This is a genomic window from Rhizobium sp. S96 (assembly GCF_030382195.1).
Lineage (GTDB): Bacteria > Pseudomonadota > Alphaproteobacteria > Rhizobiales > Rhizobiaceae > Rhizobium.
Genome location: NZ_JAUDRY010000006.1, coordinates 166,657 through 181,656 on the forward strand (window position 1 = coordinate 166,657; position 15,000 = coordinate 181,656).

Below are 15,000 nucleotides of genomic sequence, written 5' to 3' on the forward strand. Positions count from 1 at the left end.
GCGAGACGGGACCGGCGCCGGTCGAGGAAGGAAGACGCAAGCTTCTTCGTCCGGCGACGGCGCGTTGCGGCAACGCAGCCCGAGTTTCGCTTCGGACGTGCCTGTGTGGCACACAAGGTTCCAAGGGCAAGCGACACTTTCCCGAAGAAATGCAGAGGAGCCGGAGTTGCGCGCAAAAACCGCCGAACGGGGCGCTGGAAAGCGCCATTCTTGTTTACTCCAACGCGGCAATTTCCAACGCCTCGTCCGAGTGAATGCCATGCTCAAGCCACGGGCTCCTTGAGGCCGCGTGATCGCCACGGCGTGCTCGGCGAGCTGCCGGTCACTGCACGATCTTCATGTCTCCCAGCAAGGTTGGAATGATTTCCGAGACTGTCGGATGGATCGGGACCGCCCATTTGAGGACCGGGTAGGGCGCCTTTGCGTTCATCGCGTCGATAAACCCGTGGATCGCCTCGTCACCCTCGATGCCGAGAATAGCAGCGCCGAGAATCTGCTGGCTGTCGGCGTCCGCGATCACCTTCATGAAGCCCTTGGTCTCGCCGCGTTCATTGGCTCGGCCGACGCGGCTCATTGGCCGGGTGGAGATCATGATCCTGCGACCAGAAGCGCGCGCCTGCTTTTCCGTCATCCCGACGCGGCCGAGCGGCGGATCGATGTAGAGCGCATAGGCCAGGATCCGGTCGCTGAGCTTCCTGCTCTCGCCGTCCAGCAGGTTGGCCGCGGCGATCTCGAAGTCGTTATAGGACGTATGCGTGAAGGCGCCGTGGCCGTTGCAATCACCGAGAGCCCATATGCCGTCGACATTGGTGGCAAGCGTGTCATCAACGGTGATATAGCCGCGTTTGTCGGTCGCGACCCCGGCTCGATCCAGGCCGAGGTCGTCGGTGTTCGGCGTGCGCCCGGTGGCGATCAGCACATGGCTCACGTCAATGTCAGGAACACCGGCGCCGACCTTGACCGAAATTCCGTCGCTTGCCCGCGCAAAGGCAATACCATCGGCATTCGTGTGGACGCTAATTCCCTCGTCACGCAGGATGTCGGCTATCGCGTCGGAGACATCCTCATCCTCGCGCGGCGCAAGCTTCGGGCCGCGCTCGATAACAGTCACCTCGGCCCCGAAGCGGCGATACATCTGCGCGAACTCGAGGCCGATATAGCTGCCGCCAATCACCGCCAGATGCCTGGGCAACACGTCGAGATGGATGATCGAGGTGCTCGTCAGATAGCTGATATCGGAAAGCCCCGGCATGTCGGGGATGGTCGGGCGGGCGCCGACATTGAGGAAAATGCGCGGCGCCGTCAGTCTTTCGCCATTGACGACAACGGTCCTCGCATCTTCGAAACGCGCTTGGCCATATATGACGGTCATACCCTCCATGGCATCGAACCAGCTGATCAGCCCGTTGCGGGCGTTCATCGTGACCGTCTCCGCCCGCTTGCGCACGACGTTCATATCGATGCCGATTTCGCCGGCGATCGTCACGCCGTAGTCGGCGGCCCGCCTGGCGACATGGGCGGCCCGGGCGCTGGCCACCAGCGTCTTTGTCGGCATGCAGCCGGCATTGACGCAGGTCCCACCGAGAAACTTGCGCTCGATCAGGGCCACCTTCATGCCCTTTTCCACCATGCGCGCGGCAAGGAACGGTCCCGATTGCCCGGCACCGATGACGATTGCGTCGAAACCAGGCATCAGACGGCTCCCACGATCAGAAGAGCGCCGACAACGGCAATGATATCTTCGGTGATCGCAGCTGGTGCATCCTTGCCGAAGGCGGCAGCCAGCCTGGCGCGCGCCGCCGCCCCGCCAAGCGTACCGACGATGGCGCCTATGATGCCGGCAATCAGGCCGCCAACCAGCAAGCCGCCGGACACGCCGATCGTGGCTCCGGTAAGCGCGCCCATGACGATCCGGGCGCTGAATTGTACCGGCACCTTTCGCGATGGCGTCGACGGCAGCTGGTCGGTGATCAGTTCCACGATCGCGAGCAGGGTGAAGACCCACGGGGTCCACTTGAAGCCCATGAAGGCCAGCGACGTCTGCGAGACGTCGAACCACCCGAGTGCGGCACCCCAGGCAACAGCGGCGGGAGCGGTCATGGCTCTAAGGCCGGCGACGATACCGATCAGAAATGCGAAGGCCAGAAGCATGTGCAATTTCCCCCTGCCACGCCACGATCGCGCGTGGTCAGGAGAAGCTTGCACATTGTCCCGCAGGATTCAATTTCCCGGCGACGATCGCGCCTTAATTCGCGAAGGCGGCAATGCCGGTGATGGCGCGGCCGAGGATCAGCGCATGGATGTCATGGGTTCCCTCGTAGGTGTTGACCACCTCGAGATTGACGAGATGACGCGCCACGCCGAACTCGTCGGAAATCCCGTTACCGCCGAGCATGTCGCGAGCAAGCCGGGCAATCTCCAGCGCCTTGCCGCAGCTGTTGCGCTTGACGATCGAGGTCAGCTCGACCGGCGGATGCCCGTCCTCCTTCATGCGGCCGAGCCGCAGGCAACCCTGAAGCCCAAGCGTGATTTCCGTGGCCATATCGGCGAGCTTTTTCTGGATCAGCTGGTTGGCGGCGAGGGGACGGTCGAATTGCTTGCGGTCCAGCGTGTACTGACGGGCCTTGGCATAGCAATCCTCGGCAGCGCCCAGCGCACCCCAGGCAATTCCGAAGCGGGCGGAGTTGAGGCATGTGAACGGCCCCTTCAGGCCGGTGACGTTTGGCAGCAGGTTCTCTTCGGGAACGAAGACCCCATCCATCACCACTTCGCCGGTAATCGAGGCGCGCAGGCCCACCTTGCCGTGGATCGCGGGAGCCGTCAGACCCTTCCAGCCCTTCTCGAGAATGAAGCCGCGGATCACGCCGTCCTCGGTCTTCGCCCAGACAACGAAGACATCGGCGATCGGCGCGTTGGAGATCCATGTCTTGGCACCCGTCAGGGTGTAGCCGCCATCGACCTTTCGGGCGCGCGTCACCATCGAACCCGGATCAGAGCCATGGTTTGGTTCGGTCAGTCCGAAGCAGCCGATCCATTCGCCGGTAGCGAGTTTCGGCAGGTATTTCTGCTTCTGCGCTTCCGAGCCAAAGGCATCGATCGGCACCATGACGAGGGAGGACTGAACGCTCATCATCGAACGGTAACCGCTGTCGACACGCTCGACTTCGCGGGCGATCAGACCATAGGCGACATAGCCAAGGCCCGCCCCGCCATACTCCGGCGCGATCGTTGGCCCGAGCAAGCCGAGCTCGCCCATCTCGCGAAAGATCGTCGGGTCTGTCTTCTCATGTCGGAAGGCCTCGAGCACGCGGGGAGCAAGCTTCTCTTGCGCATAGCCATGCGCCGTGTCGAGCACCATGCGCTCTTCGTCGGTCAATTGCTCGACAAGTCGGAAGGGGTCGGCCCAATCGAAGATCTCGCGGGTATGCTTCATGTTTCATCCTCCTCCGCACTTGGTCGGGCAACGCCGACGTCCATTCGGCATAGCCCTGCGGAAAGGACGCGTCAACACGCGCCGGCGCCGCGGCTATGCTTGTGGATGGGGCGCGTTTTCTCGCGGCGCTTCACCTGCCCAACGTCTTGGTTCGCCCTAATTGTCAATCTGTACCGACCACATGAAAGCACCTGGGGCCGCCGACGACAGACAGGGAGAATGGCATGGCAAAGATCGCGTTCATCGGCCTCGGCAACATGGGCAGGCCCATGGCGGCAAACCTCGTCAAGGCAGGACATGAGGTGATGGGCTTCGATCTCGCGGCGCCCATGCTGCAGGCTGCCGAAGCCAGTGGCGTCCAGCCGGCAAGCCATATCAGCCAGGCCGTTGCCGACGCGCAGACCATCATCACCATGCTGCCGCAGGGCAAGCACGTGCTGAGCGCCTGGACGGATATCCTGCGCGCCATCCCGAAGGGAACGCTGGTGATCGACTGCTCGACGATCGACGTCGACAGTGCTCGCAAGGCGCATGAGATGGCAGCGGCTGTCGGCTGTCTCTCGCTCGATGCGCCGGTTTCCGGCGGCACCAGTGGCGCGGCCGCCGGCACACTGACCTTCATGGCCGGCGGCCTACAGGAAAGCTTTGCCAGGGCAAAACCGATCCTTAAGGCGATGGGCAAGAAGATCGTTCATTGCGGAGAAGCCGGCGCCGGGCAGGCGGCCAAGATCTGCAACAACATGATCCTTGGCATCTCGATGATCGGCGTCTGTGAAGCCTTTGCGCTCGGCGAAAAGCTCGGCCTTTCGAGCCAGGCGCTTTTCGATGTCGCCTCGACCTCTTCGGGCCAATGCTGGTCGATCAGCACCTATTGCCCTGTCCCCGGCCCGGTACCGACCTCGCCCGCCAACAACGACTACAAACCGGGCTTTGCCGCCGCGCTGATGTTGAAGGACCTGCGCCTGTCGCAGGAGGCGGCCCTGTCGACGGGAGCCTCGACGCCACTCGGCGCCGAGGCGGCCCAGCTCTATGCGCTTTTCGCAAAGCAAGGGAACGCCGACCGCGATTTTTCGGCCATCATCGAGATGCTGCGCGGCTGACAATCCGCTCAGGGCAGCCGGACATGTAGCCCGCCAACCCAGGTGGACGCGATATTCGGCTTGGAGGCGGTGTAGATGATCTTCTGCAAGATCTGTTCGCCGGCATCCAGTTCGTCAAACAGCCGCACCGATCCCTTTTCCGCCTTCGTGTCGATGACGATCGCGTCGAAGAGGTAGCCGGGCTTGAACTGGCCCACAGGCAGGTCAAGCGCAATGCCGCCGCCGGCGGTGGCGATATGGAAGGCATCGCGAAAATCGATCTGCGCGGGACCGAAGGTCGAACGCGTCGTCGCGTCGAGACGCGGATCGACACCTGTTTCCAATGCTCGCGACATGAGGATGGCGCCGCGGCAATTCTCGAGCATAGACGCACTCGGGCCGCCCGAAATATCGGTTCCGAGACCCACATGGATGCCCTTGTCGAGCGCAGCGCGCAGCGGAAAAACGGCGTTGGCGAAATAGACGTTCGACAGCGGGCAATGCGCGATCGCCGCTTCGCGCATGCGAACTCGCTCCATGTCTTCGGCGGTCAGGAAGTTCGCGTGGGCAAGAACGCTGCGGCGGCCGAGCAGACCAAAGCGGTCAAGCGCTGCCGCATCTGTCACGCCGTAGCGGGAGAGGACGTAGCCATGCGCCCAGTCGCTTTCCGAGCAATGCGTCTGCACGTGGCAACCGCATTCCTTCACCAGTTCCCCCAGCCCCTCGAGCGTCGCATCGGTGCAGGATGGAATGAACCGCGGTGTCACCACAGGCAGCACGCGCCCCTCGCCATTATCAGGATGCGCGCGGACATAGTCGATCAACTGACGCGTCCCCTCCACAGCAGCCTGCGGAGAAGCATCGCGATAGTATTCCGGGCATTCGTCGGCATTATCCATTGCCACCTTGCCGACCAGCGCGCGCTGGCCTTTCTCGAGGCACACATCCACGAGGGCACGGGTCGCTTCCTGATGAATGGTCGCGAAATAAAGCGCTGTCGTGGTGCCATTCGCCAGAAGGTCGTCGACAAGAAGTCCATAGCTTCGCTTTGCGAAGGACATGTCCTGGTACTTTGCTTCCAGCGGAAAGGTGTACTGCTGCAGCCAGACTTCCAGCGGCACATCGAGCGCGCTTCCCAGCTGCGGGTATTGTGGCGCATGCACGTGAAGATCGACAAAACCAGGCAGGAGATACGAACCGGAGGGCAGCACAACCAGCTCTCCAGTCTCCTCACGGGCGTCGCGAATGCTGCGGTAGTTCGGCTCGCCCGGCCGATGGATGGCCTTGATCGCGCCATCGGCGCCGATATCGATGAGAACGTCTTCCAATATGTCGATATGTCCGCGTTCCGGGGCGTGAAAGCCGGAGGCGCAGAGCGTCTTGTTACGCAAATCCACAGCAATGTCCTTAAATTCAGTCCAGGCTTCGATGTCTGAGCGCGAGCGCGCCCTCACGAAATCTATGTCGGATTTCCGTCTCGTCTATACCAGGAAGCATGTGGTCTTCCATCACAATCCGCCCGTCGCATATGGTCGTCACCACATCGTCGGCGCGGGCCGAGTAGACAAGCGCGGCCGCCTCGTCATAGACGGGCAGGCAGTGGGGCCGGTCAAGATCAACAATGATCACATCGGCCTTCATGCCAGGCGCCAGCCTGCCTGTTTCCGGGCGGTTCATCGCCGCGGCGGCTCCTGTGGTCGCCATTTCCAGAAGTTCGTTTGTCTTCAGGAACTCCACGTCGCCCGTCTTGTCCTTGTGGATCATGCCGGCAAATTTCATCTCCTGGAACATGTCCAAGGAGTTGTGGCTGGCGGGGCCATCCGTCGCCAGCCCCACCGTCACACCCGCCTCGCGAACAGCGCGCAAACGCAACGTACCGGAGTTGAGCTTGGCATTGCAGCACGGGCAATGGGCGATCTTCGTGCCCGTTTGCGCCATGATGCGGATATCGTCGTCGGTGAGTTGGGTGCAATGAGCAGCGGTCACGTCCGGCCCAAGGAAACCCAGCGAATGCACCCATTGCATGGGCGTCGTGCCATAGGTCTCCTTCACATACGCCACCTCCTGCGGTCCCTCGGCCAGATGGGTATGGATCACCACTTTCTGGGCGTCAGCGACCTCGCGGACAAGCTTGAACATCTCCGCGCCGCATGAGTACGGCGAATGCGGCGAGAGAGCGACGTGGATGCGATCGTTGCCGCTCCTGTGATGCCGGGCGACCGTATCGCCAAAGCCGTGGAGCGCCTTCCACGACCAGTCGGTGATCGGCGCGTAAAGACCGCGATCGGCAAAGCCGTAGCCGAGCGTGGCCCGCAACGGCAGCTTGCCGAGCGCGGCAATCTGAGGTGCCACCCGATAGGCGTCGAAATGCTCGTTGAAGGTCGTGATGCCGGCCCTGGCCATCTCGACGAGACCCATGAGGCTCGCCCAGTAAAGCGTCTCTTCATCGAAATCGCGCTTGAGCTGCCACATCGTCTGCAGCCACTCGAAGAGCTGCACGTCCTCCAACAGGCCACGCAGCAGCATGTTGGAGGCGATGTGGGTGTGGCAATTGACGAAGCCCGGCATGACGACGCGTCCCCTTGCGTCGATCACTTTCCTCGCGTCGTCCGTTGGCACCGAAGCCGCTGGCCCCATCGCCGTGATGCTGTCGCCCGTGATCGTCAGGCTGCCGTTGGTAATCTTCTCCGCGCCGCCCATCGGCAGGATGGTGGCGTTGATAATGGCGATATCGGGATGGGGCATACCGTCAGGCTGCCATCGCGGTCGTGCCGTAGGTGATGCCCTTCTCCTTCAGCCAGCGGCGATAGGCGATCGAGCTTGCATCGGCGCGCGTCGGGATCTCCGCCCGGGCTTCCATCGGCAGCAGCGATGGACGCTGGTTTTCGAGGATGATGCGGTCCTGCAGGAAGATCAGCTGCTGGAAATGCACAAGCTCGGTGGTGGTCGAGACATCGTCGATCAGGAACATCACAGGATGAGCGATGCAGCGATCCGGCTCGAGCGGCTGTACGAACAGGCAGATCACATCCGAGCGATTGGCAGAGTTCGGGCAGGTCTTGTAGAGCAGTGTCGTGAACGGCGTCATGACCCGGTAGATGTAGTCCGTCATGATGCCGTCCTTGGCCGAAAGGGCTGCCTGCGGCTGGAAGAACTGGCAGTTGGTCGCCCAGACTTCATCGACGTCGCGACGGATCTCGGCGTTGTAGTGCATCACCTCGGTATGTGGCTCAGCGCCCAGGATGTCCGTGTGAACGAACGGGAAATGCGCCATGTCGAGAAAGTTCTCGATGATGCGAAGCCCGGAAGCGCGCACCATGACCGCACCGCAATTGACCACGCGGCGGTCCTCCTCGTCGGCCTCCGGAAGCGCGAACAGGCCGCCATTGGGTTCGCCAAGCGTTGCCCAGACAAGGCCGAAGCGCTTGATGATAGGAAGAGGCCCAGCACGGCCTTCCGCCATCACGGTCACCGTTCCGTCCGGCGATCTCTCCAGGGAGAGATCGGTGCCGAGCAGGCGCGTGGTGGAGTGACCGTATGCAATCTCCGTCTCGGTGCCGAGCGGATACCACTGGTCGAGGGCTGCCTTATCCGAACATTGACTCATAGGACGCTCGCTTTCATTGGTCATAGATACGATCCATCACAGTTTGGTGGCTTGCCAGCAATCCGTCCACATCCAAATGGCGGAACTGGCCGTCAGCGATGATCTCGCGGCCGTTGATGAAGGAGTAGTCGACCTTGAACGGGCCGCACATAACGAGGGCCGCCAAAGGATCGCGCTGCGTGCCGGAGAGGCCTAGCTGGTTCAGCTTCACGGCGATGAAGTCGGCACTCATCCCGGGCGCGAGATAGCCGATATCGTCGCGGCCGAGGATTTTTGCGCCGCCGCGCGTGGCCATCGTCAGCGCCTCGCGGGCCGACAATGCCTTCGGCGTACCGCCGAAACCGCCGCGTCCGCCGGGCGTTTCGGAGAGATACTTGTTTGGCGCGACACGCTGCAGCATCATGGCAAGGCGGGCTTCCATGAACATGTTCGAGGTATCGTTGGAAGCAGAGCCGTCAACGCCGAGGCCGACATTGACGCCGAGATCGAGCATTTCCCGGATCTTGGCGATGCCTTGTCCACAGCGCATGTTGGCGGAGGGGCAATGGGCGACACCGGTTCCGGAATCCGCAAACAGCCTGATCTCGTCCGATGTCATGAAGATCGAGTGTGCAAACCAGACGTCTGGCCCCAGCCAGCCCACGGATTCGGCGAAACCCACCGAGCGCATGCCGTAGACATCGTGGCAGTAGTCCTCCTCGAAGAGGTCTTCGGCCAGATGCGAGTGCAGATGAACACCCTTGTGGGCGCGGGCAAGACCTGCTGCATCCTTCATCAGGCCCGGCGTCACCGAAAACGGTGAGCAAGGGGCAAGGATGATACGGCTCATCGAATGGCGCGAATTGTCGTGATAGCTGTAGATCAGCCGCTCCGCGTCCTTGAGGATGTCCTCTTCCTTCTCGACGCAATTGTCCGGCGGCAATCCACCCTGGCTCTGGCCGCGCGACATGGCGCCCCGCGCAGCGTGGAAACGCAGCCCAAGATCCTGGGCCGCATCGATGGTTGCATCGAGCGTGCAGTTGTTCGGCAGGATGTAGAGATGATCGGAGCTCGTCGTGCAGCCCGACGCGATCAGCTCGGCCATGGCCACGCGGGCCGAGACGCCAATCGCATGATCGTCGAGCGCCGACCAGATCGGGTAGAGCGTCTTCAGCCAGACCAGCAGCTCGTCATCCTGCACCATGACGCGGGTGAGGTTCTGGTACATGTGGTGGTGAATATTCACCATGCCGGGCATCACGATATGGCCGGAAAGATCGAGCACGCGATCCGCCGACACGCCTTCGAGCTCCGCCATCGTGCCGACGGCCTCGATCACGTTGTCGCGCACCAGCAATGCGCCATCCTTCACCTCGCGGGCGTCATCGTCGAAGGTCGCGAGGTAGGCAATGTTCTTTACAAGCAGGGTACTCATGGCATTCCCGGTATTTTATCTGATGTCGCGATAGTAGGGCACGCCGATCGCGGCGGGCGCCGCCATGATCCGACGCATGCGCTGCCAGGCGAGCACCGGCACGATGATGAAGGCCATGGTGCCGACGTAGGGCAGCATGGAAAGGAAGGCAGGCGCAATCGGCCAGCCACGCGCCTGACCGACAAAGCCGAGTGCGGTGATGAAGCCGAAGAGCAGGCCCGAGAGGACCGCAGGGATCGGCCGGTACCCGGCGAAAATGACAAGTGCGACGGCAATCCACCCGCGACCGGCGACGACGCCGTCCGACCATGACGGCACGAAGGTAAGCGTGAGATAGGCCCCGGCGCCGGCTGCCAGTGCCGAACCGGCGGTGACATAGGCGAAGCGGATCAGATTGACCGGAATGCCGGCCGCATCGGCAGCAGCCGGATTTTCTCCCACCGCGCGCAGGTTAAGACCATGACGGGTGCGGAACATGATGTAGCTCAGACCGACCGGCAGGATAATGAAGATCAGGTACAGAAGAATGTTCTGCGAGAAGAAGGCCGGTCCGATGACCGGGATCTTGCTCAGGAGCGGCACCTCGATCGGTGCGAAGGTGGCGCGCGCCGGCATGCCGGAATAGGCCCGCCCGATGGTAGACGCGATGCCGCTGCCCATCAGCGTCAGTGCCAGGCCACAGAGCACCTGATTGGCACGCAGGATGACGGTCGCGAATGCAAACAGCGCACCGAACAGGGCGCCGACGGCGAGAGCGGCAATGAAGCCGACCGTTGGCGACGGTACCGCGGCAACGGTTGCGATTGCCGTCAGCGCGCCCATCGCCATCAGGCCTTCGACGCCCAAATTGACGACGCCGACGCGTTCGGCAAGAACCTCGCCGAGCGCCGCGAGCGCCAGGACGCCGCCTGCCAGGAAGGCCGTGGTGAAGAGGCCGGTCAAAAGATCCATGTCGCTCTCCTCAAGCCTTGTCGCGCGCGATGCGGTAATGGGCGAGCTCGTCGCCAATTGCCGTCAGAAACAGTATGAGGCCGGTAATTGCCAGAACCGTCGAGGTCGTCAGGCCCTGCGTCTGCAGGATGATGCCGGAGTTCAAGATGAAGGCCATCAGTGCGGCCGAGAAGATCACGCCGACGGCGGAGCTTCTGGCAAGCACAGCCACCATGATGCCGAGGTAGCCGTAATTGTTGGAAATGCCGCCCTGCAGACGGTGCACCGTGCCGGCGATCTCCAGCATGCCGGCAAGGCCGGCGATCGCGCCCGAAAGCAGCATGACGGTGATCAGGTGGCGGCGCACCGGCATGCCCGCATATTTCGCAGCCGACGGATTGGAGCCGACGAGGCGGACTTCATAGCCCCAGCGGGAGAAGGCAAGCAGACCGGCGACAAGCAGGGCCACAAGAATTGCGATCGGCAGACCCCAATGGATCGAACCCCATAACTCCGGGATTTCGGCGGAAAGGCGCGGCGTCGCCGAATTCGCCATCTTGTCGCGCCAGGCGTTGGTGGAGACGAAATAGACGAGCAAGATCGCCACGAAGTTCAACAGCAGCGTGGTGATCAGTTCGTTGACGTTGGCATAGGCGCGCGCCAGTGTCGGCACGAGGATCCAGACGGCGCCGCCAACTAGGCCGGCGACAAACATCAGCACAAGAATGAGTGCAGGCGGTCCCGGCACGAAGAGGCCGACGGCTGCGGCAGCAAAGGCACCGGCATAGAACTGCCCTTCCGCGCCGATGTTCCAGGCACCGATCTGCTGCGCGACGGCAACCGACAGACCGGTCAGGATCAGCGGAATGACGAGAACGCCGAGGTCTTCCATGCCGAAGCTGGAACCGAAGCTGGCGTCGACGACCTCGGAAGCGAGTTCAACCGGATTGGCACCGGTCATCGCCAGAATGATGCCGGCAAAGACGAGCGCCAGAACGATGGCGGCGGCGCGCGCAGCCAGCGCGATGCCGGGCGAGGCGGATGGCAGGCGCTGCAAACGGAAGGAACCTGCCATGCTATGCGACCTCACGGACCTGGGTACGGCCACCCATCAGCAGGCCGATTTCGTCGATGTCGGTCTTGTCGTTGTCGACGATCCCCATGATCTTCCCTTCATAAAGCACTGCAATGCGGTCGGAGAGGTTGAGCAGCTCTTCGAGTTCCTCGGAAATCAGAATGATGCCGGCGCCGGCATCGCGTAGCTCGACGATGTAGCGCAGCATCGTGTTGATCGCGCCGACGTCGAGGCCACGGCTCGGATAGGCGGCGATCAGAACCTTGTCGGCAATGCGCATCTCGCGCCGGGCGACAAGGCGCTGCTGGTTGCCACCCGACAGATTGCGGATCGGCATCGCGAAATCGGGAATGGCCACCTCGGCCGCCGAGGCGATCTCCTTGGCAAGCGCCGTTGCCGCGCCCGGCTTGTAGCTTCCGCCTGATGAAACCGGCGGCTTCTTGTATTCGCGCATCACGGCGTTGACGGTGATGCTCAACGCCGGTGCAAGGCCGCTATGCAGACGGTCTTCGGGAATATGACCGATCCCGCTTTCGGCAAAGGCGGCGGCATTGCTCTTGTCGACCGGTTTGCCGGCAATCAGGATCCGGCCGGCGCTCACCGGGCGGATGCCGGTCAGGACTTGGCTGAGCTCGCGCTGACCGTTGCCGGCGACACCCGCGACGCCGACGATCTCGCCAGCCCGGACATCTAGCGAGATGCCATGCAGCGCTTCGTTGCCGCCGTCGCCAATCGCCGAGACGTTTTCGAGGGAAAGGACAGGCCGCGCCGACATTGGGGCCGCCCCCGGCGGGCGCTGGCGCATGTCGGCCAGCACGATGTCACGGCCAACCATGAGCTTGGCAAGCATGCGCGGGTTGCAGTCGGCCGTGTTTTCAGTGGCGATCTTGCGCCCGCCGCGCAGAATGCTGATGCGGTCGGAAATCTCCAGGACTTCGTCCAGCTTGTGGCTGATGAAGATGACGGCATTGCCGGCGGCCACGAACTCGCGCAACGCCTTGAACAGTTCGCGCGCTTCGGCCGGCGTCAAAACGGCTGTCGGCTCGTCGAGGACGAGAACTCGTGCCTGTCTGGCGAGAACGCGCAGGATCTCGACGCGCTGCTGTTCACCGGTCGACAGATCGCTGACGCGGGCGCCCGGATGGGTCTTGAGATTGAATTTCTCGGCCAGGGCGGCGGTGCGCTGCTCCAGCACCTGCGCGGAGGCGCGGCGCGGCGTTTGCGACCAGCCAAGATGGATGTTCTCGGCAACCGTGAAAGCCTGAACCAGCTTGAAATGCTGATGCACCATGCCGATGCCTGATGCGATTGCCTGCAGCGGCGTTGCAAATTCCTTGGCATAGCCGTCGATGATGATCTCGCCCGCGTCCGGCTGGTAGATGCCGGTCAGGATGTTCATCAGCGTCGATTTGCCGGCACCGTTTTCGCCGAGCAGGGCATGGATTTCGCCCGGCATGACGTCCAGATCGACATTCTCGTTGGCGATGACGCCTGGAAAGTACTTCGCGATGCCCTTCAGCTGGACGAGAGGCGGGGACCCCGCAGGGGGCGTGTAACGGGTCGCATTTTCAGTCATGGAATGGCACCAGAGCTTGAAGGCGGGGAGCCCGGCCGGCTGGAGCGGCCGGGCTCTTGGCTTGGGAGGCCAGATCAGGAGGTAAGGCCGGTCACACCCTCGACCGACCAATCCCAGTTATAGAGCTCGAGTTCGGTCATCGTCTGTCCGGCAGCGACACGCACCTTGCCGGTGGAATCCTTCAGCTCGCCGGTGAACGGCGACCAGCCGCCCATGATCTTTTCACGCACGGCATCGGCCGCGGCGGCGACGTCTGCCGGAACCTTCTCGCCCCACTTGTCGCGGTCAACGCCGGCGCCCATCGCAAACAGCTGCTCGCTCGGCGCCCAGGTGCCGGCAAGACGCTTGCCGACCTGATCGACGTAGAACTTGGTGAAGTCGATCAGGATCGACGAGACGTAGGAGTTCGGGCCATAACGACGGATATCGGTGTTCCACATGGCCGCCCAGACGCCGCGCTTTTCTGCGACCTGCAGATAGCCGGCTTCGTCCATGATGCCGAAGAGGAAGTCGCAGCCATTGTCGATCAAGGCCGTACCGGCCTGCGTTGCCGCCTGCGGGTCGAACCAGGAGTTGATGACGATCGTCTGCACCGTTGCATTCGGGTTGACGGTGCGCGCGCCCATCAGGAAGGCATTGGTCGAAGCGTAGACGGAAGCAACCGGGAAGGAGGCGACATAGCCGAGCTTGCCGGTCTTCGACAGATGGCCAGCGGCAACGCCGAGGACATAAGTCGGATACCAGTGGGCAAGGTAGTACCAGCCGAGATTGTCCATCGTGATGTGGCCGTTGCACTCCATGAAGGCCACATCCGTCGCGCGCTTGACCACTTCATGTAGGAAGTCGCCATTCGAGGACGTGTCGAAGATCATGTTCGCGCCTTCGGAGACGAACTGGCGATAGGTGCGCGTGGCGTCGGCAGAGTAGGGGATGTTTTCGACTTCGAGGATCTTCTTGAGCTTCGGATAGGCTTCCTTGACGGCCAGCAGGCCCTGATGGTGCGCCCATGTCCAGCCTTCGTCGGAGATCGGCCCGACATGTCCGAAGCCGATGACGGCGTCTTCTTCCTTGATCGCAGGCAGCGGCGAGGCGGCGAGAGCCTGCCGGGCGAGGCCGGCCGGAAGCATCATTGCCGCTGCACCGGCAGCACTCATGTTCAGAAATCCGCGGCGGGAAAGCGTACGCAAGTCAATCATGTGATCCCCTTCTGGTTTTGACGCGGACGACCGCGCTTATGATCTGTGACCGTTCGGCCCTGTTGTCTTCCACGCAACAATTATGCCAGTTCCCGCACACCAACCGACTCGTCCCGCGCAAAGCCTAAAGAGTGGCTTTCCGGGCTCGGCCGGACGCTGCTGGCATCTGGACGGCGACGTTGCGAAATATCCTCCGCTCAAGGCCTTTTCAGGCCGGAAACGTCGAGACGAGGCGAGACTGGCAAATCGCCAATGTTCCGAATAGAGCGAATTTTCTGATGATGCCGATGCGCAAAAGGCAACAAGGCGGAACGGAAAGTGGCTTGAATTTCGTTCCAGACAATGCGTAAAATGCCCAAAAGTAAAGCATGATTATTTTTTATGCATTACGCTCTAATTTTGAGCGCAGGAAGAGGCAGAGTGCAGACGATGGGCGAGCAATGTCCGGTATAATTCAAGGCGCACATTTTACCTTCCGGGGACAGATGGTGTGCGAGAGCTTCACCGAGTTCGCGCTTCACCGCGCCCGACGGCTGGATCTGGAGATCAGCATGGGCGCTTGCGACACCGCGTCGGCCACCCTGTCGGTCAGGGGACAGGAAGATCTGGTCGACGCGTTCGAAATGGCCTGCAGCCTCGGCCCCTACGATTGCATCATTCTCGATATCGAGCGCGCAACCGCGTGAACAG

The 15,000-nt window shown here is 62.3% G+C and carries 13 protein-coding genes; 2 read left to right on the forward strand and 11 right to left on the reverse strand.

Annotated elements, in window-relative coordinates; all coding sequences use genetic code 11:
- Window positions 1–322: 322 nt before the first annotated feature.
- From QTL94_RS08470 to QTL94_RS08480, 3 genes are all read right to left on the reverse strand, one after another.
- Window positions 323–1,693: an FAD-containing oxidoreductase gene (locus QTL94_RS08470; RefSeq protein ID WP_289801228.1), complete on the reverse strand. Its 1,371-nt coding sequence runs from the start codon at window positions 1,691–1,693 to the stop codon at window positions 323–325.
- Window positions 1,693–2,151: a DUF4126 domain-containing protein gene (locus tag QTL94_RS08475; RefSeq protein WP_289801229.1), complete on the reverse strand. Its 459-nt coding sequence runs from the start codon at window positions 2,149–2,151 to the stop codon at window positions 1,693–1,695. The genes QTL94_RS08470 and QTL94_RS08475 overlap by 1 nt, the downstream gene beginning before the upstream one ends.
- A gap of 94 nt (window positions 2,152–2,245) precedes the next feature.
- Window positions 2,246–3,433 carry an acyl-CoA dehydrogenase gene (locus QTL94_RS08480; RefSeq protein ID WP_289801230.1) on the reverse strand — a complete coding sequence of 396 codons (1,188 nt, stop codon included), beginning with the start codon at window positions 3,431–3,433 and terminating at the stop codon, window positions 2,246–2,248.
- A 224-nt stretch (window positions 3,434–3,657) separates the two neighbouring features.
- On the opposite strand from QTL94_RS08480, the gene mmsB reads away from it, so the two are divergent.
- Window positions 3,658–4,533, forward strand: coding sequence for a 3-hydroxyisobutyrate dehydrogenase (gene mmsB / locus QTL94_RS08485; RefSeq protein WP_289801231.1), 876 nt, complete (start codon window positions 3,658–3,660; stop codon window positions 4,531–4,533).
- A gap of 8 nt (window positions 4,534–4,541) precedes the next feature.
- Here the strand turns inward: mmsB and guaD are convergent, their stop codons facing one another.
- The 8 genes from guaD to QTL94_RS08525 all read right to left on the reverse strand — a co-directional run bounded on the left by guaD (window position 4,542) and on the right by QTL94_RS08525 (window position 14,310).
- Window positions 4,542–5,909, reverse strand: coding sequence for a guanine deaminase (guaD, locus tag QTL94_RS08490; RefSeq protein ID WP_289801232.1), 1,368 nt, complete (start codon window positions 5,907–5,909; stop codon window positions 4,542–4,544).
- A gap of 16 nt (window positions 5,910–5,925) precedes the next feature.
- A complete protein-coding gene (locus tag QTL94_RS08495; RefSeq protein ID WP_289801233.1) occupies window positions 5,926–7,257 on the reverse strand; it encodes an amidohydrolase in 1,332 nt (443 codons plus the stop codon).
- 4 nt (window positions 7,258–7,261) lie between these two features.
- Window positions 7,262–8,119 carry an aromatic ring-hydroxylating oxygenase subunit alpha gene (locus QTL94_RS08500; RefSeq protein ID WP_289801234.1) on the reverse strand — a complete coding sequence of 286 codons (858 nt, stop codon included), beginning with the start codon at window positions 8,117–8,119 and terminating at the stop codon, window positions 7,262–7,264.
- A 13-nt stretch (window positions 8,120–8,132) separates the two neighbouring features.
- Window positions 8,133–9,533 (reverse strand): 8-oxoguanine deaminase, encoded by a 1,401-nt coding sequence (locus QTL94_RS08505; RefSeq protein ID WP_289801235.1) that lies wholly within the window; start codon window positions 9,531–9,533, stop codon window positions 8,133–8,135.
- Between the two features lie 15 nt (window positions 9,534–9,548).
- Window positions 9,549–10,484, reverse strand: coding sequence for an ABC transporter permease (locus tag QTL94_RS08510; RefSeq protein WP_289801236.1), 936 nt, complete (start codon window positions 10,482–10,484; stop codon window positions 9,549–9,551).
- A 10-nt stretch (window positions 10,485–10,494) separates the two neighbouring features.
- On the reverse strand, window positions 10,495–11,538 hold the full coding sequence (locus QTL94_RS08515) for an ABC transporter permease (protein ID WP_289801237.1): 1,044 nt from the start codon (window positions 11,536–11,538) through the stop codon (window positions 10,495–10,497).
- Window position 11,539: 1 nt separating this feature from the next.
- The gene (locus tag QTL94_RS08520) at window positions 11,540–13,114 is read right to left on the reverse strand and encodes an ABC transporter ATP-binding protein (RefSeq protein WP_289801238.1); all 1,575 of its coding nucleotides are present in this window, start codon (window positions 13,112–13,114) and stop codon (window positions 11,540–11,542) included.
- Window positions 13,115–13,188: 74 nt separating this feature from the next.
- On the reverse strand, window positions 13,189–14,310 hold the full coding sequence (locus QTL94_RS08525) for a BMP family ABC transporter substrate-binding protein (RefSeq protein ID WP_065692723.1): 1,122 nt from the start codon (window positions 14,308–14,310) through the stop codon (window positions 13,189–13,191).
- Window positions 14,311–14,750: 440 nt separating this feature from the next.
- Between QTL94_RS08525 and QTL94_RS08530 the strand changes: the two genes are divergently transcribed.
- Entirely contained in the window at window positions 14,751–14,996 is a 246-nt protein-coding gene (locus tag QTL94_RS08530) for a hypothetical protein (protein WP_244499529.1), read from the forward strand.
- Window positions 14,997–15,000 lie beyond the last annotated feature (4 nt).